This window comes from Peribacillus sp. NPDC101481, assembly GCF_044767165.1.
Taxonomy (GTDB): domain Bacteria; phylum Bacillota; class Bacilli; order Bacillales; family DSM-1321; genus Peribacillus.
In genome coordinates, this window is the sequence record NZ_JBIWNJ010000001.1 from 599403 (window position 1) to 620672 (window position 21270).

Sequence of the window (21270 nt, forward strand, 5' to 3'; positions counted from 1 at the left end):
CATTTATGTTAAGAAAATATATGTTATTTAAAAACTCTAAACCTTCGATACTATTATATTAGTATAACATATTGCCCTAATGTAAAAACTCTATGTTTTTTTGGTAATTTCGGTTGCCATTCATCATGAGAAGAACCATTGATCCGCACTTTTCATATATCAACAGTATATAATCGTAAAAGGTTTAAGGTGATCGCATGGAAACCAATAATAAAAAAGCAATCTTGAAGGAGCACCGAGAACTTGCTGAAGAAGTGCTTGATATTTACAGTTTAAGAGTGTTCATCATTCTCGACCTTTTTCTCTTCTCCATCTTATTTGGCATACTGCTGCATCCGCTACTGTCTTCACTTTGGCTTAACTTTTTATTGCCATTGCTTTTCTTCACAACATTTACAGCCCTTCTTCAAATAATTGATATTTTCCAAAATAAAAGCTGACATCATATTTGATGTCAGCTTCAGACGGGTAGGCAACCTCGATGAAAAATCAAGTTTGCCTACAGTTTTTTTATATGTGCACAATTTAGACGTTGATTTCCGCTCCAGGCACTCGCTTTCCGCGGGCGGTCCGGTAGCCTCATCGGCGCTTTTGCGCCTGTGGGGTCAACCCTTGACTCGCTTTTCTCGCAGGAGTCTCGCACCTTCCGCTCCAATCAACTTTGTTTTAACATTTTGGTTATGTTAAATAATATTGTTGTTTTTTAGTCAAATAAATGAGACCTTCTCTTATCAGGGGTCTCATAATCATTTTAATTTTTAAAATTACTCGTACTTACATAGCTTTGGAACTACAAAATCGGGAAAAGTCTTGATTATTTTTTTATAGGTTGCGAAATTCGATTGACTTGAGATAACCGCAATGTTATCTCCATCATAGCCAATCCAAAAAATACTTGTATCTACTTCTACTTTAACCACTACTGTTCCCGCAATTTTCCCTTCCCAATTTCCTTTCCATTCTCTTTGTTCTACACTAAATACATCTTTGTTTGTGGACCATAAAACTAAATCATTCCCACTACCAAGAGTAATATAGAAAGGGAAAATCCCCTGAAACTGCTTTTCATTCCGGATTTCAGTAACAACGTATCGGTTAGTTAAGTATCTATAACTGATATTGAATTCCTTGCAATTATGTTCAAACTCATCTTTGCAATAAGAAGAAACCTCAGGACAAAAATAAAGTGGAAATGCTTTAATGTTTCTCATCCACAATGGCAGGAAATTTTGATCACATTCTGGTAGATAAAAGCCATCCATTGAGAAAACATATGGTGTAGTGCCTTCTTTTGCAAACGGGAAAAAACCTCCAGCATCAGGATTTGAGTCATAATATCTCTTCGGGAAATAGCCAACTTCTATATTCAATTTTCCGCCCCCGTAGTTCCAATGTATTCATTTATTAAAGGTTGATAATCTTAACTCTTTATAAGTAACATCTGTCTTGAAAAGACAATTTTCTACTATCATACTACTTATTGATATATTATCACTTTGAGAAAATGCCCTCCAAGCATCGGTGCAAAATGTATTGTCCGACGACAATTTATTGCCGATAGCATTTTCTAATTGAGTTTTGACGATTCTTCTTCTACCAAGAACACTTGAATAATGATACCATTCTGAAACTTTTGCGCCAAAAAGCTGCCATTATTTTCGATGGCAGCTTTTTTAAATAGTGCTCAACCATGTTCCTTGAGCTTTTTCCCTTTCTTCAAATGGAATACGATCGTGGTGCCAAAAATCAGCAAAATAAAGGAAAAAAAGATTGTAGGCGGGATTTCTATCCTTGCAACGGCCAATAACATTTTTATAGCAATGAATCCGATAAGGACATATGCGGCAGTTTCCAATTCAGGAACCTTATCTATCAATTTTAGAAATAATCCCGCCACTCCCCGCATCATCAAGACACCAATCATTCCCCCTGTCAAAAGCACCCAGACTTTTTCACTCACCCCGAATGCGGCCAAGACACTATCGACGGAAAATGCTATATCCATCAATTCCACTGCGGCAACCGTTCCCCATAAGGTACCAAACATACGGATCAGTATGCTGTTTTTATTCATTCCCTGAATATCTTCATCAGCTTGTTTTTTTCTTTTATCCCTAAAGTATTTAAATGAGAGCCAACCAAGATAGGCTGCTCCAATTACCTTCACCCACCAAAGCTTAATGAGGAAAACACCTATTCCAATCGCTATAAATCTAAAAGCGTAAGCACCTAATAAACCGTAAAAAAGTGCTTTTTTCCGTTGTTTTTCCGGAAGGTGCCTGACCATTACTGCTAATACCAAAGCGTTGTCGGCTGATAGCAACCCTTCCATTAATACGAGCGTTCCAATCAATCCCCAGCTCACCGGGTCGGATAAAACCTCGACCCACATATGCCAGTCAAAAAACTGTGCATACGTTTGCATGATGTTATTTAACAACTCTGACATGATAAAGACTCCTCTGCTACTATAACCGCAAAATTAGAAAACCTTTTAAAATAACATTGTTCACATTGTTCCCCGTTATGATAAAAACTCTGCTTTTATTTCAACACAAAATAAATACGTTGCATGACAACGTATCATTTCGATGCTATTAGAGATTCACTTCATTTTCATCATACTCTTACACTTACATAAAATCAACGAAACCAACCGCTATGAGATCCTTTGTTTACTCGTCCACTCTGGCGGCGTATTTTTATCCCAATATATTTTCCCTATATTATAATGGGTGGCAAATGAATCATGATGGGTATGATAATGAAAATCGAACCAATACCCTTCCAGTGGAGGATTTTCCTGCCTGACATGGAATCTGATGATATCCTTGCCGCTGTTTGTATCATAAATATGAAATATTTTTTCGGCCCTGCCCGCACTCGGCTGCTCAGTGATGGTTAATTGCTGTAATTTCTCATCTGGAAATTGGGCAGCCATTTCGGTAATGGCTTCTTCCATTTTTGGTAATATGGCCATTTTGAACTCATCACCAATTTTAGGATTGATCTTCTCTCCAAATTTCACAAATGCGTTTTCCTCTGCCTTATTCATTATGCCCGATAAAAATTCTTCCCGGTTGAATTCCTCTTCTAGTTCAGTCGAATTTTGCGAAGGAAGATAGGATAATCCCTCTTCTTCCACTAACCCTTTTTTAGTATCCTTTAACGAATCGGCTTCCGCAAGCCACGCCAGATCTGAAGGAGTGACAAGACCAAACGTCAAAACGGATACTAAAATGACGAGACTTTTCCTGAACCAAACCGCCGCTTTCAAATCACACTCCCCCTCCTTTTTTGTATTGTCTTTATATTTAGTATACTTTTATTTTTTGGTAATTACGAATATATAGTTACCCATGTTTTAAAAATCAAAAAAAAGGATAAATACCTATATAAAGTTTATGAGCTCGAACTTTTTTATTAAATATCAATAAATTTACATTTAAATGAAGGATTTTGACGATTTTTGGAGAACTTAATTAGATTCAAGTCTTTTTAAGGAGGGGTCTTATATGGCTTCGACTGCCATGGTGGCTTTATGTCTTGTAACATTAGCATTTTTCGTATATTTATCATTTGCTGATTAAGAATAAATGAATACCTACGAAAAATCTCCTTGTCATTCTTCTACAATGACAAGGTTTTCTTTTCATTCAAACATAAGCCTTACCTTTTGGCAGATAAAAGGACTGAATAATGGAGGAATTATTTTGGAAAACAACAATGAGATCATTAAAGATAAGGATTATAAAAGGGAAACAGCTACAGGGGGCGCCGGAATGGTCGTAACAGCTCATCCGGTAGCCACTTCCATAGGGGAAAAAATATTACGTGAAGGTGGAAATGCTGTCGATGCGGCGGTCGCCATCCAATTTGCCCTGAATATTGTGGAACCCATGATGACCGGTATCGGCGGAAGTGGTTTCCTAATGGTATATAACGCTAAAAATAAGGAAACGAAAATATACGATGGGCATGTAAGAGCACCTAAAGCCGCACATCGAGACATGTTTCTTGATGAAAAAGGGGAAGTCATCCCATTTAAAGAAAGATCAATCAAAGCCACAGCGGTAGGCATACCCGGAATACTGAAGGCTATGGATGAAGCACTCGCTGAAAATGGCAGTAAGCCATTAGCGGACCTCATCGAGCCATCCATTGAATTTGCAGAAAAGGGAGTTCCCGTCAATTGGGTTCTTTGCGACGCTCTTAAAAATTTTGAATATCGATTGGGCGATGAAGCGCGTAAATTCTTCATGCCAAACGGAAAACCCTATCAGGATGGCGATTTGCTGATTAAAGAAAAGCTGGCGAATACCTATCGGATCTTACAACGTGAAGGAATTTCCGCTTTTTATGAAGGTGAAATCGGAGAAGGCATCATTTCCTGTATACAGGAGCTTGGAGGGTTCATGGAGCTTTCTGATTTAAAGGACTATAAAGCTACAATCGATGTACCAATGTATGGGACTTATAAGGATTATCTAATTGCGTCATCAAATGCCCCAAGTGCTGGCGGATTCACGGTCATCCAAATCCTGAAAATATTGGAGAGCTTCCAAATAGAACAATATGACGTCCGTTCTTGGGAAAAATATTATTTAATAGCAGAAGCGATGCGTCTGGCATTTACAGACAAAAAGGCATTTCTCGCTGATCCCGAATTTGCCGAATTGCCGTTGGCGGGTCTCATGCATGATGATTATATAGCTAAACGCCGCTCCTTCATTAATTTCAAAACAAGAAATAATGCCATTGACTTCGGAAACCCTTGGATTTATGATTCCGTGAAGCAAAGGGAAGTCATACCTCAGCCTAATGAAGAGGATATCAGTGAAACGACACACTTCACTGTCCGTGACAGATGGGGGAATATCGCAGCATGCACTTCTACAGTAGAACATCCATTCGGATCAGGCATCATGGTTTCAGACTATGGTTTCATGCTGAATAACGAACTGACTGATTTTGATTCCATTCCAGGCGGCATGAATGAAGTGCAGCCCAATAAACGCCCAGTCAGCTGTAAAAGCCCGACCATCATCTTTAAAGACGGCGAGCCGATCTTGACGTTAGGGTCACCAGGTGGACCAACCATCATCAGTTCAGTCGTACAAACGATCATTAATGTACTCGATTTAAAAATGGATTTGAAAGCAGCCATCGAAGAACCTAGAATTTTCACTCCGATGGGCCCTCATATTGAATGGGAGCCTGGAATGGATATGACTAGCAAAGGCCACTTGGAAGCAATGGGCTTCGCCTTTAATGAAGTTCCCCACTCAATAGGGAATGTCCAAGCGATTCAAATCAACCCCGATGGCTCAAACTATGGTGCTGCCGATTCAAGCCGGGAAGGCTGTGCCATGGGTCTGGACGAAACAGATTATAAATCGTGATCACTGGATGGAAATGAAGCCAAAATGGAATTTGGATGTTTTTCTTTTTAGTACTTCAAATCCAAATTCCTCAAAGCGGGAGCTGCGGTAATGGTCTTTCAACACGACTCTCTTGCGCGCAACCCGCTTAGCTTCTTTCATTATTTCAACCGATAGATCCTTACCATCCGCAAAATGAGTCAGTCCCCTTATACCATTCGATTCCTGAATCGTTTCTTCAAACATGGGATCGAAATATACGACATCAAAATGATTGTCCGGCAATGTTTTCAATATTTCGTAATGATCACCCTGCCTGACCTCTATTCTTCTCATCGCAGAAATCATTTTTTCTTCTGCATCCTCCCATGTCTTCATCCCATGGTCCACGAGCAAGGCCAAATATTGATTTCCTTCCAATCCGACAACCTGTCCATGTTCACCCACTTTGAAACTTGCGACAATCGCATCAGAGCCCAATCCCAAGGTACAATCAAGCACAGAGTTCCCTTCATTTATACCTCCGGCAATGAGAAATGGATCACTCTCTCCGCGCATTATTCTTTTTATACGAATCATCGCTAGGTTCGGGTGAAAAAAGAATGGTTCTTTTTCCTGGTATCGATATAACTCCATCCGCTTTTTACCAAAAACAAGGCAATCACCTTCATTATGTTCCGCTTGGATATCTCTCACTGATCGTTTTCTTCTTGCTATAAAGGGGATTTGCAATTCTTCAGCTAACCTTTTGGCTAATATCATCGTTTCTTTATCGGCTCTTCCTACTGTTGTGACAAACATGAATCCTACCCCTTCATACTCTTTTAAAATTTGAAAAGAATGCCCTGTTTCCAGGACATTCCGCTTTATCACTTATTTACTTACTGAACGCTGCCAATAAATTTTCCATGATGGCTTCCATTGGCTGTCCTTCTATATCATGGCGCGGAATGAAATGTACGACCTCTTTGCCCTTTAAAAGAGCCATGGATGGTGAAGAAGGTTCTATTCCATCGAAGTATTCGCGCATTTTAGCTGTCGCTTCCTTATCTTGGCCTGCAAATACAGTTACCAAATGATCTGGCTTATTGTCCGCTTGGAGTACGGCTTGAGTAGCAGCTGGACGGGCTAACCCGGCAGCACAGCCGCAAACTGAATTCACGACCACAAGTGTCGTACCTTCTACCGATTCCATAAAGTTTTCAACCGCTTCAGCGGATTCCAACTCATCAAAACCTGCTTGCACCAGTTCCGCGCGCATTGGTTTCACCATTTGTTTCATATATTCATCATATGCCATCGACATAAAAAAACCTCCTTGGTTACAATTCTTCAATTAGTATAATGATACTATATTATTGAGTGCATATGCAAAAATGACGCTTAAAGCTTTGTAAAATTTCATTGTTTCCCACAAAGAAACATGGTGACAGAATCCAGTTTCATTCTGCCACCATGTTTTAGTCTTCCTTTTAACTTAAACTTTCATCACTCCGCCTGAGCTGGCATTCGTCACAAGTTTGGAATAACGTGCTAAATAGCCTGTCCTGACCTTTGACTCGAAGCCTTTCCAATTGGCTTTGCGTTTTTCGAATTCTTCATCGGAAATTTCCAATTGGATTTTACGATTATTCAAATCCAATTCGATGATATCTCCATCTTCAACAAAAGCGATCGGGCCTCCCTCAGCTGCTTCGGGGGATATATGACCAATGCTGATGCCTCGGGATGCTCCTGAAAAGCGGCCATCAGTGATCAAACCGACTTTCGCTCCAAGTCCCCTCCCGACGATTTGGGAAGTGGGTGCCAACATTTCCGGCATTCCCGGCCCACCTTTAGGCCCTTCGTAACGAATGACCACTACATCCCCTTCTTTAACCTTTCCGGTAATGATCCCGGAAAGTGCATCTTCCTGGGAATCGAAACAAATGGCAGGACCCCTGTGATAGCCACCAACTGATGCGTCAACGGCGCCCACTTTTACGATGGAGCCTTGAGGAGCAAGGTTACCGAACAATACAGCAAGCCCGCCACGCTCAGAATGCGGATTATCCAATGGATGGATTACATCCTTGTCCAATATTTCACAACCGGCAACATTTTCGCGGAGCGTTTTACCTGAGACAGAAAGGCAATCTCCATTAAAGGCACCTGGTTTTTTGAGTAACTCATTAATGACGGCACTTACACCACCGGCATTATGTACATCTTCAATATGATAATCGGATGCCGGTGCGATTTTCGCTAGATGCGGTACGCGGTTAGCTATTTCATTTATGCGTTCCATCGGATATTCAAAACCTGCTTCATGTGCCAATGCAAGTGTATGAAGAACGGTGTTGGTCGAACCGCCCATCGCCATATCCAAGGCAAATGCGTTATCAATTGCATCAATCGTTACGATATCACGAGGCTTGATATCCTGTTTGATTATCTCCATCAACTGTTTAGCGGATTTCTTAACGAATTCCTTACGTTCCTCGGCTACCGCCAAAATCGTACCATTTCCCGGAAGTGCAAGTCCCAATCCTTCAGCCAGGCAGTTCATGGAGTTTGCTGTGAACATTCCTGAACAAGAACCGCAAGTAGGACATGCAACCTGCTCGATCTCCTGCAAATCCTCTTCATTGATATTACCTGCTTGATAAGCACCCACCCCTTCAAAAACGGATGTTAATGAAAGTGATTTACCATTTTTATCTTTACCTGCTTTCATGGGTCCGCCGCTTACGAATATTGTAGGAATATTGACACGAAGTGCTCCCATCATCATTCCCGGCGTTATCTTGTCACAGTTTGGAATGCACACCATACCGTCAAACCAATGTGCCGATACAACAGTTTCCACGGAATCTGCGATGATTTCACGGCTTGGCAAAGAATAGCGCATACCAATATGACCCATCGCAATTCCATCGTCTACCCCGATCGTATTAAATTCGAAAGGAACACCGCCCGCTTCGCGAATCGCTTCCTTTACTATTTTTCCGAATTCCTGAAGGTGTACATGACCTGGAACGATATCGATGTATGAATTACAAACCGCGATGAACGGTTTACCGAAATCCTCTTCTTTAACTCCTGCTGCCCGCAACAGACTTCTATGTGGAGCTCGATCGACCCCTTTTGTAATCATGTCACTTCTCATATTTGATGTAGACATTTGTTGTACCCCCAATTTCCGCTAAATGTTTAATGATTCAGAATAATATAATTTTTAGTATACTCTAAAAATTCTAACATATTTATAGACAAATGCAACCATTCAACACTAAATATCTACAAAAATCATTTTACTAAAATAATAGAGATCAATTTATATAATAGAAACTAATGTTTTGGGATTAGACGTGAGGGGAACTTATGTCAAACGACTGGAAACGACCCTCAAAAATAAAAAGGCATGCGGATTAAATCATCCGCATGCCTTTTGCCTGGGTTATTCCAAATCACTTGTCATTCGCTTGTCTTGATTCTGTCATTTGCTTCCAAACCGAACCTTTTGCTTCTTCGCCATTTTCTATACGGTCTATGGCCATCTTGACCTGAAGGGCCACTTCGAATTCAGGATCCTGTTCCGCTTGTTTAAGATAAGGGAGGGTCGTTTCATTTCCCACTTCATATAAAAACATCGCGGCCCGCCATCTAACCAATTTATTTTTATCCGAAAGTGATTGAGACATTTCTCCCATCGCTTCTTCGAAGCCAAGATCTGATAAACAATCACCTGCCGTACGTCTTACGGCCGCGCTTTTATCTTTCAAGGCTTTATACAAGCTCGGAAGCACTTTTCTATCTTCGATCATACCTAAGTATACTACCGCGAGCCTTCGAATGGAGACCTTACTGTCGGAGAGTGCCATATCCAATACTGGAATATCATCAACCGTTGGATCTTCCATTTGTTCTAAAGCCTGATAACGCTTTTCCCAGCTTTCATCATTCAGCATTTCTGCAGTCAGTTTAATTTTTGGACGTTTCAAAATTGCTTCCTTCGTATCGACCATTTCTTTTGCAGTTGCAACTAGCCGATTAATTCGATCTTCCGGATAAGCTGCGATCAGTTCATCCGATACTTCCTTCACGATATCTTCCATATCACCATATCTTACGCCATAATCCTTCCATTTTCGAAGCAGGACTACATTATCATCTTCTTTTTGGGCAGCGGCAATGCCCTTTATGAAATAATCCGGTAAGGCAAAACGTTTTTCGTGTTGACTATCACTTGCTTTAATCTGCATCGGAATGCCCTTGAATTGTTGAATGGCAACAGTTACTTCACCGTAATGTTCATTTAATGCCGCTTGTTGATTTTGTTCTTCGGTTTTTTCACCAAAGACCTGACGGATTTGGACCAAGATATCTTTCCAATCATATTTCGCATTTCGCTCAACGGCTAAGAAGTCCGCAACATGATATACCCCTTTCACTCCCTCGATCGTAAATAAATCCCTTATCAGCTTGGGCGCTTGGTCAGCTTGGTCTTTCTTATAATTATTGCTTTTACCAGCTAATAACTCTTCAGTTAAATTGATTTTCATTGTATTCGGACTTGGTGTAGGTTCTATCGACTTAATTTTCAATGCATTTCTCTCCTTTTACAAGACGTTTCCATGTACTAGATATTATCACATCGGCAACAGATTCTCATGCAATTGAGATTGGCAAAAAAAAGACCGATCCAAGTTTGCTCCCTTGGACCAGTCTCCATACTCATTCCTCTTCCAATTTTTCCGCTAAATACGTCCATCTTTCCATCAAATGCTCTAATTTATCCGTTAGTTCCTTTTCTTCTTCAAGCAGCAGGCGTACTTTTTCAAAATCGCTTCCCGCCGCTGACATTTCTGATGTTATGTCTTTCAGGCGCAGCTCGGCCCGTTCCATGTTCCCTTCGATTCCTTCCCATTCCTTACTTTCCGCATAGGTCAGTTTTTTCTTTTTCTTTTCGGTCCGGTTCATCTGAGGTTCCGGTGCTTTTACCGGCACGGTCTCTTCCGTTTTTTCTTCCAAGAACTCTGAATAATTGCCGTAATAGAAATCAATATCACCTTTATTCTTGAAAACAAGAAGCTGATGGCACGTCTTATCCAGGAAATACCTATCATGTGATACGGTAATGACTACACCTGAAAACGTTTCTAAATAATCCTCCAGAACGGTCAAGGTTTGCGTGTCCAAATCATTCGTCGGTTCATCCAAAAGCAGGACATTAGGTGCCGACATCAATATGTTAAGGAGATATAGACGCCTTTTCTCCCCTCCTGACAGCTTGCGGATTGGCGTTCCATGCGATCCCATTGGAAACAAGAACCTTTCAAGCATCTGCGCAGCCGATATGAAACTGCCATCTTTAAGGGCAATGGAATCCGCCGTTTCACGAATATACTCTATCATGCGCAAATTCTCATCCATATCGACGCTTTCTTGAGTATAGTATCCTATTTTCACGGTTTGCCCTTTTTCCATGTTACCTTCATCTATGGATTCCCGACCGGCCAGGATATTTAACAAGGTTGACTTTCCACTGCCATTATTACCGACGATCCCAATCCGATCACCCGGTTTGAAGAGGAAGGAGAAATGGTTGATGATGGTTCGATCACCGAAGGATTTGGAAACATCCTGCATCTCAAGCACCTTTTTCCCAAGACGGGCACCGCTTAATTCCATTTCCAGGTTCTCGGTTTTCTGCTTATCCTTTACACCAGATTCCAATGTTTCAAAGCGTTGGATCCTGGCCTTTTGTTTCGTTGTCCGGGCCTTTGCTCCTTTACGGATCCAGGCCAGTTCCTTTTTGAATAGACTTTCCTTTTTCGTTCTTTCAGCTGACTCGTTCTCTTCACGAATGGCCTTTGATTCTAAATAATCCGCATAGTTTCCTTTGTATTCGAAAAGCTGCGTTTGGGCAATTTCCCAAATCTTATTGGACACACGATCAAGGAAATATCGATCATGGGTTACAAATAAAACGGACTTTTGATATTTCCCCAAATATTCTTCAAGCCAAGTGATGCTTTCGAAATCGAGATGGTTGGTAGGCTCATCCAAAATCAGTAAATCAGGGGTCTCAATCAAGGTTTTTGCCAGTGCCGCACGTTTTTTTTGGCCACCTGACAGTTCCCCCAATTTTCTTGAGTGATCAGGAAGTCCAAGCTTGGTCAGTATCGTTCTGGCATTGGCACTTGTATCCCAGGCGCCAAGCGTGTCCATATCCTGCTGTTGCTTTAACAAACGGTCCTGTACTGCGCCATTCTGCGGATCTACCTGGAGTTGAACGAGTGTCTTTTCATATTCTTTAATCAACGAAAATACAGGAGTTGAACTTTCATACATATATTCCATGATCGTCAATTCCTCATCGAAATGAGGGTCTTGGGATAGATAGGAAATCGTGTAATCATTCGGGTGATCTTTCTTTCCTAAATCACTGTCTTCCAATCCTGCGATAATATTCAATAATGTAGATTTACCGGTGCCGTTTATTCCAACGATCCCGATTTTCTCCCCTTCGGTTATGGAAAAAGAGACATCTTTAAAAAGCAGCTTTTCCCCTTGGGTTTTCATTACATGTTCCATGCTAAAAACTTTCATAATCGTACATCCCATTCCTTATTAAATTCATCCAAAAATCCAATCATATATTCATGCCTTTCACTTGCAATCTTCTTGGCTGTACAAGTATTAAGCATATCTTGCAAGCGTAATAATTTTTCATGAAAGTGATGAATGGAAGAGCTTTTGCCATTCCTGTATTCCTTCTTGGTCATGTTTTCCCTAATGGGCAATGAAGGATCATACATAAGCTGTCCCTTCTTTCCACCAAATGCAAATGTCCTGGCTATGCCAATGGCACCAATTGCATCCAAGCGGTCCGCATCCTGAACAATTTCAGCCTCTATCGAAGGTAGCCTCAACTGCCCTGCACTAAATGAAATTGTATTGATGATCTGTTTGATGGAATCAACACTATCAATATCCAACTTTATTTCATCAAACCAAGCATCAAGCTTTTTCCAGCCCCCATCGGCTTCCTGATTTAGTTTATCATCAGGGATATCATGAAGCAGAGCCGCCATTTCAATGATGAACTCATTTCCTTCTCGTTCTTCTTTTGCAATATGTAAAGCCAGCTTACGAACACGATCGATATGGAACCAATCATGGCCGCTGGCATCAGAATTCAATTGGTCATATACATACTTCTCCGTTAACTCAATCATCGTTTGTTTCATTTCACCACTCCATGTCCTTTTTATTTTACCATGGTTCTCAATTATGGTGTGCTTTAATCTTCATTGAACCAACTGATTCCAATCGTCTGTTCACCTGTATGCACCCCGATGGCGCTCCCCAGTGGGGATACATGGGTCAACACATGAGGGAATTCTTCGGAAATCATCTTTTTCCATTTTTGTGCCTGCTCCGATACTCCACCATATAATATGGTGCATTCTTTTACTTTTCCCGCTTCGACTGATCTGCGAAAATCAGTGAAGATCTGTTTTTCCGCTTTTTTAAGGTTCCGAGGTTTAGATTTAGTATGGAGCACACCATTTTCGATTGAAATGATGGGTTTAAAGCTCAATAGGCTTCCTAGAATATACTGTGCGTTTGTTAACCTGCCGCTGCGATGCAGCTGATCTAAAGAGCCTATCATTACATAGGTCTCATGGTTATCCGCATACATTCTCGTTTTGACGAATGCTTCATTGATGGAATCGCCATTCTCAATATAATGCATGAGCCGTTTCAAGATTAATAGCATTGGAAAGGAAATAAGTAAAGTATCAAAAACGTCAACGGGGATCGTAACCATTTGTGCAGCTTGCCTGCTCGCGGAAACGGTGCCGCTCAATTCACTTGAAAGGTGTACGGCTATGATTCGATCATAGCGTTTTTCAAGCTCCTTATATAAATCATGGAATCTGCCGACCGACGGCTGTGACGTAGTGGCGGTGATTTTATCCTCACTCATCCGACGGTATAATTCCTCAGGTAATAGGTCGACGCCATCTTCATATTCCTTCCCATCGATGATGACGACCATCGGAACGACGTATACATGTTCATTCAATGATAATTCTTCGTCTAAAGTTCCCGTACTGTCTGTTACCCATGCAATTCGTTCCATGTTTTCCCCCCTCATTTGTGTCTTCTATTATATTCAACATCCCAACCATCTGTCCCCTTTTAAAAACGGATGCATGCATTAAATTTCTAACCTAAAAAAAAGAGCCCAACAGAAGTTTCCGTTGGACTCGAATCATTTCTCATAATAATTTTTTTATATCCTCTTCCATTTCCAGAGGTTTTGTTTTAGGCGCATACCGGCTGACGATATTTCCATCTCGGTCAATCAAGAACTTTGTAAAATTCCATTTTATCGATTTGGATCCCATCACTCCGGGAGCATTTTCAGTCAGATAGCTGAATAAGGGATGGGCTTCCTTTCCATTAACATTCACTTTGGCAAACATCGGGAAAGTTACACCATGATTCAATTTGCAGTATGAATCGATTTCCAGATCATCACCAGGCTCCTGATTCAAAAACTGATTACACGGAAAACCAAGTACGACAATCCCATCCTCTTTATATTGTACATACAGGCTTTGCAAATCATCATACTGTGGCGAAAAACCGCATTTGCTTGCGGTATTCACTATGATCATCACTTTCCCTCTATATTCCTCAAGCGAGATGGTTTCGCCATTAATTTTATTGACTTCAAATTCGTAAATGGACATATATGATCTCTCCCTTTAGTATGATGATTCATTTTACCGTATTTAAAGGTACGTTTACCAACTTTTATCCTTTGCCTATCATCCTGGAATCTTCACTGCTTGGATAGATTGAATCAAATACTCTACCATGTCTTCCAAATCATCCATTTGCTCTTCTTTTACCAGTCTTCCAAATGATACTTTATATATAGATGAAGTAACGGGTTGCATTTTTTTACTGACCGTATCGCTGGTCGTCACTGTAATGATTCTTTGATCTCCCCAAATTTTTTCCAGGTCGTTCAACAATTGTTCAGCATTCACCTCATCAAGCTTTTTGGGAAAAGAAATGAAAATATTGACCGTGCAACCCGTATGCGTATCATCAATATCGGCATCGAGTAACTCCGAACTTAGGTTCTTGAGAGAAGCGTGTAACTCGATGGCACCGCTAATCGAAATGGGCGCCATTGTTTTTTTCAATCCCATCTCAATCTTATATGATCTGGACATGGTCGAGAGATTCACTATATCATCACGGTTTATGACCAATATATCCCCAATGAAGTCACGATCGTAAACCGCTCCTTCCAATACCACTTTCATGTTCTCAAATGCTGTAGGATCAAACAATCTCCAAACACCTCTCCAACTTATAAGTTTATGTATTCATGATCTTCCCATTTTACCATTTCCGGGCCATTTCCTTCGGGATTTACAAGAAATTATTAAAATAGCTTTTCTATTCAATAATTTTCTATATAATTAAAATATTATGATTTTTGAAGAAGGAGGCTAATCATGCCAATCAGAATTCCAGAACAACTGCCAGCAAGAGAAATTTTAGAACAGGAAAATATCTTCGTTATGGATGAGGAAAGAGCTACCAATCAGGAAATCCGTCCATTGAATATATTAATATTAAACCTAATGCCAGAGAAAGAAAAAACGGAGGCCCAGTTACTGCGCTTTCTTGGCAATACTCCCATTCAAGTAAATATATCATTCCTGCGCTTGAGCACACATGAATCAAAAAACACAAGTAAATTTCATTTAGATCAATTTTACAAATCATTTAATGAAATTCGCACGAAGAAATATGACGGCTTGATCATTACAGGTGCTCCAGTAGAAAAGCTGGAATTTTCAGACGTCAATTATTGGGAAGAACTGCAGAATATCATGAACTGGTCAAGCGAAAATGTCACATCCACCCTACATATCTGTTGGGGGGCACAAGCTGCCCTGTACCATCATTATGGAATAGGCAAATACGAACTTCCAGAGAAATGCTTCGGCGTATACACCCATGAGGTCCTTGAACCGAATGAAAATCTAGTCCGCGGATTCGATGATTATTTTATGGCCCCTCATTCACGCCATACGGATATTGACTATCAAAAATTAGTTAACCATCCTGAATTGAAGGTTCTCGCACAGTCCGATCAAGCTGGTGTATTGATCGCTGCTTCGATTGACGGAAAAAGAATTATGGTTACCGGCCATTTCGAGTATGATGCCGATACCCTAGGTGAAGAATACAGGCGCGATAGAGAGCGTGGGATCAATACGCAACTCCCTGAAAATTACTTTCCTGATAACGATCCGACCAAGGTACCTCTCCACCGCTGGAAGAGCCATTGCAGCTTGATGTTCTCTAATTGGCTGAACTATTATGTCTATCAATCTACCCCTTATGAGTGGGATTGAAAGGGTAAGAAAAAAGAAGCTTTCACTTTTAAGTGAATCGTTTTTTTGGGCAGCCACTTCCGATTATCATGGGGAAACAACCTGAGTTTCTGACTCAGGTTGTTTGTTTCATGATTCCTTATTACCGAAGTATACCTCTTCAAAAGGTTGGACGACCACAAATCCTTGACCTTCGAATTTCATTTGAACGGATTCGCCGCTTCCCCTCCCAAAAAACGACTTCAATGAAACATCCGTTACAAATTCAGGCTGCAATTCCCCTGACCAAGCTACTGTGGCATTCGGGTCCGTATAGACCGGATTCCCAGATTCCACCATTAAAGTAAGCGGCTCATAATGGGAAGTGAATGCGACCATGCCTCTCCCCTCGAGCCTTACGTTGAACAATCCCCCCGCCAATAACCCGGCAATGCGCCGCATCATTTTTATATCCCATGAAATCCCCGGTTCAAATGCAAGTAAATCATTTCCGTTAACACAGATCGATTCACCATTTAACTGTAAAATAGAAATCTTCTTCCCTTGATCGGCGACGTATAGCTTGCCGCTTCCGGTCGCTTTCATCAAGGATGCCCCCTCACCAGTTAAGGCTTTTTTAAAGAGTTTACCAAGACCATGTTCCAAGATGCCTTCCCGCTCGAATTTAATATGGCCGCGATAAGAAACCATCGTCCCCATTTTTGCCCAGATCTGCTTTTCCAAATTAATCTCCAGGATTCGTTCCGTTTCAAGTTCGAATAATCCTTGCCCTTTATCCTGCTGCTTCGTCTTTTCAACGAATTGATCGATTTGATACTTCTCCATCACTGCCCCACCTCTTTTTGCAGGAGAAACAGCCACATGAACGATACAGCTTGCTTTAATTCCTTTGAAAAATGTCTCAGTTTTGCATAGTCCACCCCTCTCTTTGCAACGCCGGTATCAGCTACTGCCTTCCATCCCGTTTCTAAAGCCATTTTTTCAAATTCCCAAGGCTGCATTGTATTCATGATGACTTGGTCTCCTAATAACCGTTGAAAACTGAATTTTTTTCGTGGTTCAGCTGTTGGACCAAGTATTCCAAAACAGACATAACCTCCAGGCTTTATTACCCGTTGGATTTCCTTCATCACCGTTAATGGTTCACCCGTATATTCCAAAGAATTAATGACCATTGCCGCATCCATTTCTTCATCTTTGAATGGAAGATTATAAAAATCTCCTTGCAGGAAAGAAAGTTCTGGTTGTTGAACGGTTTTTCCCTTTGCAAATTCAATCATCACATTGGATAAATCAACTCCGGTTACTTTAAATCCCGCTTCGGCCAATTTCAAGGAACCAACTCCATCTCCACAGCCTATGTCAGCTACCTTCACTCCCGAAGGTACATATTCAGAAAAGAAAGGAATAATGTTTTTCCGGCTCCCCGTTTCCCACATTTCTTGCGAATTCTTCACCCACATAGGTGCAAAAACATCCCATTCCTTTTTCGACTCTTCATGCCATGTATGTAAATTCATCTGAAATTCATCCTCCCATATACCCCCTAATTCCCGACCGGGGCTTCCCTATAGCTATTCTGCTCTTAATTCAAAAATCCTCCTTTAAAACGTCACCCCTAGTGATTTTCAAATACATAAAAAAAAACTGCCAGCGGCAGCTTATTTTGAATTTTCTTCATTTCTTTTTTGTATCTTACGTAAATCCTCGACACGGTCAGGAGATTCTTCAAAGAATTCAACCAGGTCTCCAATCCTATCGATGGCATTCCAACTAAGGTGGTGTTCAATCCCCTCTACATCTTGATAAATATTTTCTTCCTTGACCCCAATCAACCTTAGCATCTGTTCTAAAAGTTCATGACGGTATACGAGCCTTTTACCAACTTTTTTCCCATTTGCGGTTAAAACGAGACCCCGGTACTTTTCATATATCAAATATTTTTCCTGATCCAGTTTTTGTACCATTTTTGTAACAGAAGATGGGTGGACGGAAAGATTTTCGGCAATATCAGAAACTCTTGCATATCCTTTTTCTTCAATAAGTAAATAAATTTGTTCTATGTAATCCTCCATGCTCGGTGTAGGCATTCGGAATCCTCCCATTCAAACGCATATCTAAAAATTTTACTATATAAACGGCCCCGAAACAAGAAGATATAAGTCTCAGGGCGCCTTTAATGATGCTTCTTCTCAAGTTTGCTTGATGTTTTGTTCTGTTGGGAATGTAAAACTGATCTTCTTTTCAGCATCGGACCACGATAGAATGGCATCAAAGGTTTTTTCCCCTTTTTTAAAACCGCTTATCAGATCCGTTTCACCGCTCGCCAACAGCTTTTTTATATTTGCTTGACTGATTTTCTTATTAAGGATTTTTTTGGAGATGGTGAAGTTACACTTTGTTTTTTGATAACTTACACATCCATAGAATTCCCCTTTATCGACAATCTTAGAACCGCATAGTTTACAGCTGCCCACAGATGCCGAGCTTCTTTTTTTAGAGCCGCTCCGTTGAATCGACTCGGTATCCAGCCCTTGAAAATCCCAGTTTTCCGATGATTCTACGGCATCACTGATGATTTTTGCTGACATCTTTTTAACAGCTTCCATAAATCCGCCGGCTGAAGCCTTTCCTTCACCGATTTCCCTCAAACGCTGTTCCCATTTGGCTGTCATTTCAGGTGAAGCCAGGATTTTCTCCCCGATGGCAGTAATCAGCACTTTCCCTTTATCTGTCGCAAAAACCTGATTTTTTTTGACATTGATGTATTTACGGTCTTTGAGCATGGTAATGATGCCAGCCCGAGTTGCTTCGGTTCCGAGACCCTCGGTTTTCATCAGAACTTTTTCTAACTCTTCATTATCCAGATGCTTTCCGGCTGTTTTCATCAAAGTGATCAGCTGACCTTCTGTATAGCGCTTAGGAGGTTGGGTTTTTCCTTCTTTCACCTTTATATTGGCGACCTTTCCAGTATCCCCTTTGGAAACGGACGGCAAAATGATATCATCATCCTTGTCATCTTGGAAAATCACTTTGCGCCATCCCTCTTGAATCTGCTGTTTGCCTTTAGAAATGAATTCCGCACGCTTATCGACAAGCGTTTTAATGGTGGTGTAATCGAAAATCGCTTTTTCATAATGAGCCGCAATCAACCGGCGTACCACCAAGTCATAAATATTCCGTTCTTCGGCGGAAAGCCGCTTCGGGTCGGTTACCTGCTCTGTCGGGATAATTGCATAGTGATCAGTCACTTTTTTTTCATTTACAAACCTTTTATTATTCATGATGTTCGGTTGTGGCAAAGGAAACAGGGATTCATATTCTGAAAATCCGCTTAGTTTTTGCAAGATATCGGGAAATGTTTCGGCTTCCCCTTCCGTTACATAATTGGAATCTGAACGTGGATAAGAAACGATCCCTTTTTGATATAAACTTTGTACTATATCAAGCGTCTGTTTCGGTGAATATTTATAAATCTTGTTCACTGTAGCTTGCAATGACGATAGATTAAATAACAAAGGCGGCTGAAATTCTTTCCTTTCAGTATCCATTTCAGCTATTTCAGCTTCCTTACCCTTGCAAAAGGCGGCAATTTTATCAGCCATTTCTTTTGTCTTTATTCTCGGATCATTGTTCTGCTGCCATTTTCCCTGATATTTTTTTCCATCCATCTTGAAGTCAGCGAACACTTCCCAGAACGGCTCAGACTTGAATTGCTCAATTTCCATTTCCCGCTTCACTATCAAAGCAAGAGTTGGTGTCTGAACCCTTCCAGCTGAAAACACATCCGAAACGCCCCTTTGTTTCAATAAAATACTATACGCTCTCGACGCATTCATTCCCACAACCCAGTCAGCACAAGCTCTCGTATACGCTTCATAATAGAGCGGCCTGGTTTTTTCCTCGCTCTTCAAATTTTGGAATCCCTCATAAATCGCCTTTGGGGTCAAAGAGGAAATCCATAAACGTTTCATCGGTTTATTGACATTGCATAGATTAACGATATTGCGTACAATCAACTCTCCTTCACGCCCGGCATCACCTGCATGAATGATTTCATCGACTTCCGGTTTCCTAAGTAAGGTCTTCACAACATTGAATTGCTTTGCCTTTTGTCGGGTCACTTCATATTGAAATTTCTCAGGAATCATCGGCAACGTTTCCATCGACCATTTTTTCCATTTTGAATGATAGGTTTCCGGTGAAACAAGTTGACATAAATGCCCGACAGCCCAAGTTACATAAGCTCCATCAGGAAAAAGTTCATTCGGCATGATTTCTATATAGCCTTGCTGTTTCTTCGTTTTAAATTGAGCTGCTAGCGTTGAACCTTGATCTGGTTTCTCCGCAATGATTAGCTTCATGATCATCTTCACCTAATCCGTTACAAAATATCTTTCCCCTATCATTATACCTTAATTATCACAATCGGCTAGATATGACTTCGTTTTTACTGAACTGATAGTAGAAAGCATGAAATGATTGCTTATCTTCGGTGAAGAGTGAGGATTTCAGGGAGATGAAAAAGTCCTCCTGAATATTGGAAGGTTAATAGGTAAAAACTTCGAATTTGGGTGAATCGGAGTATATACAAAAGAAACTAGTGCGATTTTAAATGTGCCCTTCCAAGCTTTTCACTGTTTAGATGAAGATGAAGAAATTAAATTTTTTGATATTATTAATACAAAAGCTAAAGGTATAGGTACTTCGTTAAGTAGATTTTTAAAAAGAGAAAGTGATAATCTTAGTTGGATTGCAACACAGCTAATTATTGACCCTAACAGCCCCTTGTATAATAAAGGAACGTTAATTGGCAAAAGAACTAAAGAAAAGCATATTACTTTACAAAATGTATATAACTTTCTTTTGTTATTAATTAAAAATACAAAGATAGCCGAATTACCTAAGGAAAAAATACTTAATATAACTCTTACTTATTTTAATTGTATAAAAGAGTTGTTACCTGTAACTCATATAGTCTGTTTAAATGCTTTTGCTATAGCCGGCAATATAATTATTCCTTCAAATTATAATTTTGTATCCAACCAGTTAAACATTAAAGAAGTAAATATAAGAATGAGCAGTATAAAGATATTTGATTGGTCTAGTGAAGGAGCATTGAAATATCTAAAAGGTGCTAGTGGTTCTAAACTCTTAGCTGAAGACATCATTGCATCTGTAAAAAAATAATTCTTGAATTCCCCTGTTTCAAATATTAAAATGGCCGAAAAATCAAATTGATTTTCGGCCATTCTTATTCCTTATTCTTAGGGGGGAACTTACCAGTTCAGTTCATGTATGTATTGTGTTAAAGCATCTGTTAAAAAAAGCATCAACTGTAGCTTTGAAATAAAGATTGTTCAAAAGGTCCTCCTGAACCCTCATATTCGTAAATAAATACAATCCATTTTGAAAAGAGATTGATCAATAAGGGTTCATTTCTAGTGATTTAGTATAAAATTTTTATAAAA

At 40.3% G+C, this 21270-nt stretch carries 20 protein-coding genes and 1 pseudogene; 4 read left to right on the forward strand and 17 right to left on the reverse strand.

The annotated features are described in order from the left end of the window. Nucleotides 1–197: 197 nt before the first annotated feature. Nucleotides 198–440 (forward strand): hypothetical protein, encoded by a 243-nt coding sequence (locus ACIROD_RS02790; protein ID WP_101225290.1) that lies wholly within the window; start codon nt 198–200, stop codon nt 438–440. Between the two features lie 324 nt (nt 441–764). Here the strand turns inward: ACIROD_RS02790 and ACIROD_RS02795 are convergent, their stop codons facing one another. The 4 genes and pseudogenes from ACIROD_RS02795 to ACIROD_RS02810 all read right to left on the reverse strand — a co-directional run bounded on the left by ACIROD_RS02795 (nt 765) and on the right by ACIROD_RS02810 (nt 3277). Next, complete coding sequence (locus tag ACIROD_RS02795; protein ID WP_402937739.1) at nt 765–1370, reverse strand: hypothetical protein; 606 nt, start codon at nt 1368–1370, stop codon at nt 765–767. A gap of 27 nt (nt 1371–1397) precedes the next feature. Further along, nucleotides 1398–1613, reverse strand: a pseudogene (locus tag ACIROD_RS02800) (hypothetical protein); the annotation flags it as partial. A gap of 71 nt (nt 1614–1684) precedes the next feature. Next, nucleotides 1685–2449, reverse strand: a complete 765-nt coding sequence (locus tag ACIROD_RS02805; protein ID WP_402937742.1) for a TerC family protein — start codon at nt 2447–2449, stop codon at nt 1685–1687. A 210-nt stretch (nt 2450–2659) separates the two neighbouring features. After that, nucleotides 2660–3277, reverse strand: a complete 618-nt coding sequence (locus ACIROD_RS02810) for a YpjP family protein (protein ID WP_101225293.1) — start codon at nt 3275–3277, stop codon at nt 2660–2662. A 436-nt stretch (nt 3278–3713) separates the two neighbouring features. Between ACIROD_RS02810 and ggt the strand changes: the two genes are divergently transcribed. Continuing rightward, a complete protein-coding gene (gene ggt, locus ACIROD_RS02815; protein WP_402937746.1) occupies nt 3714–5402 on the forward strand; it encodes a gamma-glutamyltransferase in 1689 nt (562 codons plus the stop codon). Here ggt and ACIROD_RS02820 read toward each other — a convergent pair whose 3' ends face one another. From ACIROD_RS02820 to ACIROD_RS02860, 9 genes are all read right to left on the reverse strand, one after another. Further along, nucleotides 5403–6182 (reverse strand): class I SAM-dependent methyltransferase, encoded by a 780-nt coding sequence (locus ACIROD_RS02820; protein WP_402937749.1) that lies wholly within the window; start codon nt 6180–6182, stop codon nt 5403–5405. Between the two features lie 76 nt (nt 6183–6258). Next, on the reverse strand, nt 6259–6687 hold the full coding sequence (locus ACIROD_RS02825; protein WP_057277313.1) for a BrxA/BrxB family bacilliredoxin: 429 nt from the start codon (nt 6685–6687) through the stop codon (nt 6259–6261). A gap of 171 nt (nt 6688–6858) precedes the next feature. Continuing rightward, nucleotides 6859–8529 (reverse strand): dihydroxy-acid dehydratase, encoded by a 1671-nt coding sequence (gene ilvD / locus ACIROD_RS02830; protein ID WP_034311212.1) that lies wholly within the window; start codon nt 8527–8529, stop codon nt 6859–6861. Between the two features lie 301 nt (nt 8530–8830). Next, nucleotides 8831–9967 (reverse strand): conserved virulence factor C family protein, encoded by a 1137-nt coding sequence (locus tag ACIROD_RS02835; RefSeq protein ID WP_402937753.1) that lies wholly within the window; start codon nt 9965–9967, stop codon nt 8831–8833. A gap of 130 nt (nt 9968–10097) precedes the next feature. Beyond that, on the reverse strand, nt 10098–11975 hold the full coding sequence (locus ACIROD_RS02840) for an ABC-F family ATP-binding cassette domain-containing protein (protein ID WP_402937756.1): 1878 nt from the start codon (nt 11973–11975) through the stop codon (nt 10098–10100). Then, on the reverse strand, nt 11972–12616 hold the full coding sequence (locus tag ACIROD_RS02845) for an HD domain-containing protein (protein ID WP_402937759.1): 645 nt from the start codon (nt 12614–12616) through the stop codon (nt 11972–11974). Before ACIROD_RS02845 ends, ACIROD_RS02840 begins: the two co-directional genes overlap by 4 nt. Nucleotides 12617–12669: 53 nt before the next feature. Then, the gene (locus tag ACIROD_RS02850) at nt 12670–13515 is read right to left on the reverse strand and encodes a DegV family protein (protein ID WP_402937762.1); all 846 of its coding nucleotides are present in this window, start codon (nt 13513–13515) and stop codon (nt 12670–12672) included. Nucleotides 13516–13654: 139 nt separating this feature from the next. Then, the gene (locus tag ACIROD_RS02855; RefSeq protein ID WP_101225300.1) at nt 13655–14131 is read right to left on the reverse strand and encodes a glutathione peroxidase; all 477 of its coding nucleotides are present in this window, start codon (nt 14129–14131) and stop codon (nt 13655–13657) included. 78 nt (nt 14132–14209) lie between these two features. After that, nucleotides 14210–14743, reverse strand: a complete 534-nt coding sequence (locus ACIROD_RS02860) for a hypothetical protein (protein ID WP_101225301.1) — start codon at nt 14741–14743, stop codon at nt 14210–14212. 168 nt (nt 14744–14911) lie between these two features. On the opposite strand from ACIROD_RS02860, the gene metA reads away from it, so the two are divergent. Then, on the forward strand, nt 14912–15820 hold the full coding sequence (gene metA / locus ACIROD_RS02865; protein WP_101225302.1) for a homoserine O-acetyltransferase MetA: 909 nt from the start codon (nt 14912–14914) through the stop codon (nt 15818–15820). Nucleotides 15821–15928: 108 nt separating this feature from the next. On the opposite strand, the gene ACIROD_RS02870 is transcribed toward metA, so the two are convergent. The 4 genes from ACIROD_RS02870 to ACIROD_RS02885 form a co-directional block, all read right to left on the reverse strand. Then, nucleotides 15929–16624, reverse strand: coding sequence for an AIM24 family protein (locus ACIROD_RS02870; protein ID WP_101225303.1), 696 nt, complete (start codon nt 16622–16624; stop codon nt 15929–15931). Then, entirely contained in the window at nt 16624–17319 is a 696-nt protein-coding gene (locus tag ACIROD_RS02875; RefSeq protein WP_402937768.1) for a class I SAM-dependent methyltransferase, read from the reverse strand. Before ACIROD_RS02875 ends, ACIROD_RS02870 begins: the two co-directional genes overlap by 1 nt. A 141-nt stretch (nt 17320–17460) precedes the next feature. Further along, nucleotides 17461–17889 (reverse strand): transcriptional regulator MntR, encoded by a 429-nt coding sequence (gene mntR / locus ACIROD_RS02880; protein ID WP_048687667.1) that lies wholly within the window; start codon nt 17887–17889, stop codon nt 17461–17463. A gap of 102 nt (nt 17890–17991) precedes the next feature. Beyond that, entirely contained in the window at nt 17992–20163 is a 2172-nt protein-coding gene (locus ACIROD_RS02885; protein WP_101225305.1) for a DNA topoisomerase III, read from the reverse strand. Nucleotides 20164–20416: 253 nt separating this feature from the next. Between ACIROD_RS02885 and ACIROD_RS02890 the strand changes: the two genes are divergently transcribed. Next, nucleotides 20417–20989 carry a ParB N-terminal domain-containing protein gene (locus ACIROD_RS02890; RefSeq protein ID WP_402937771.1) on the forward strand — a complete coding sequence of 191 codons (573 nt, stop codon included), beginning with the start codon at nt 20417–20419 and terminating at the stop codon, nt 20987–20989. Nucleotides 20990–21270 lie beyond the last annotated feature (281 nt).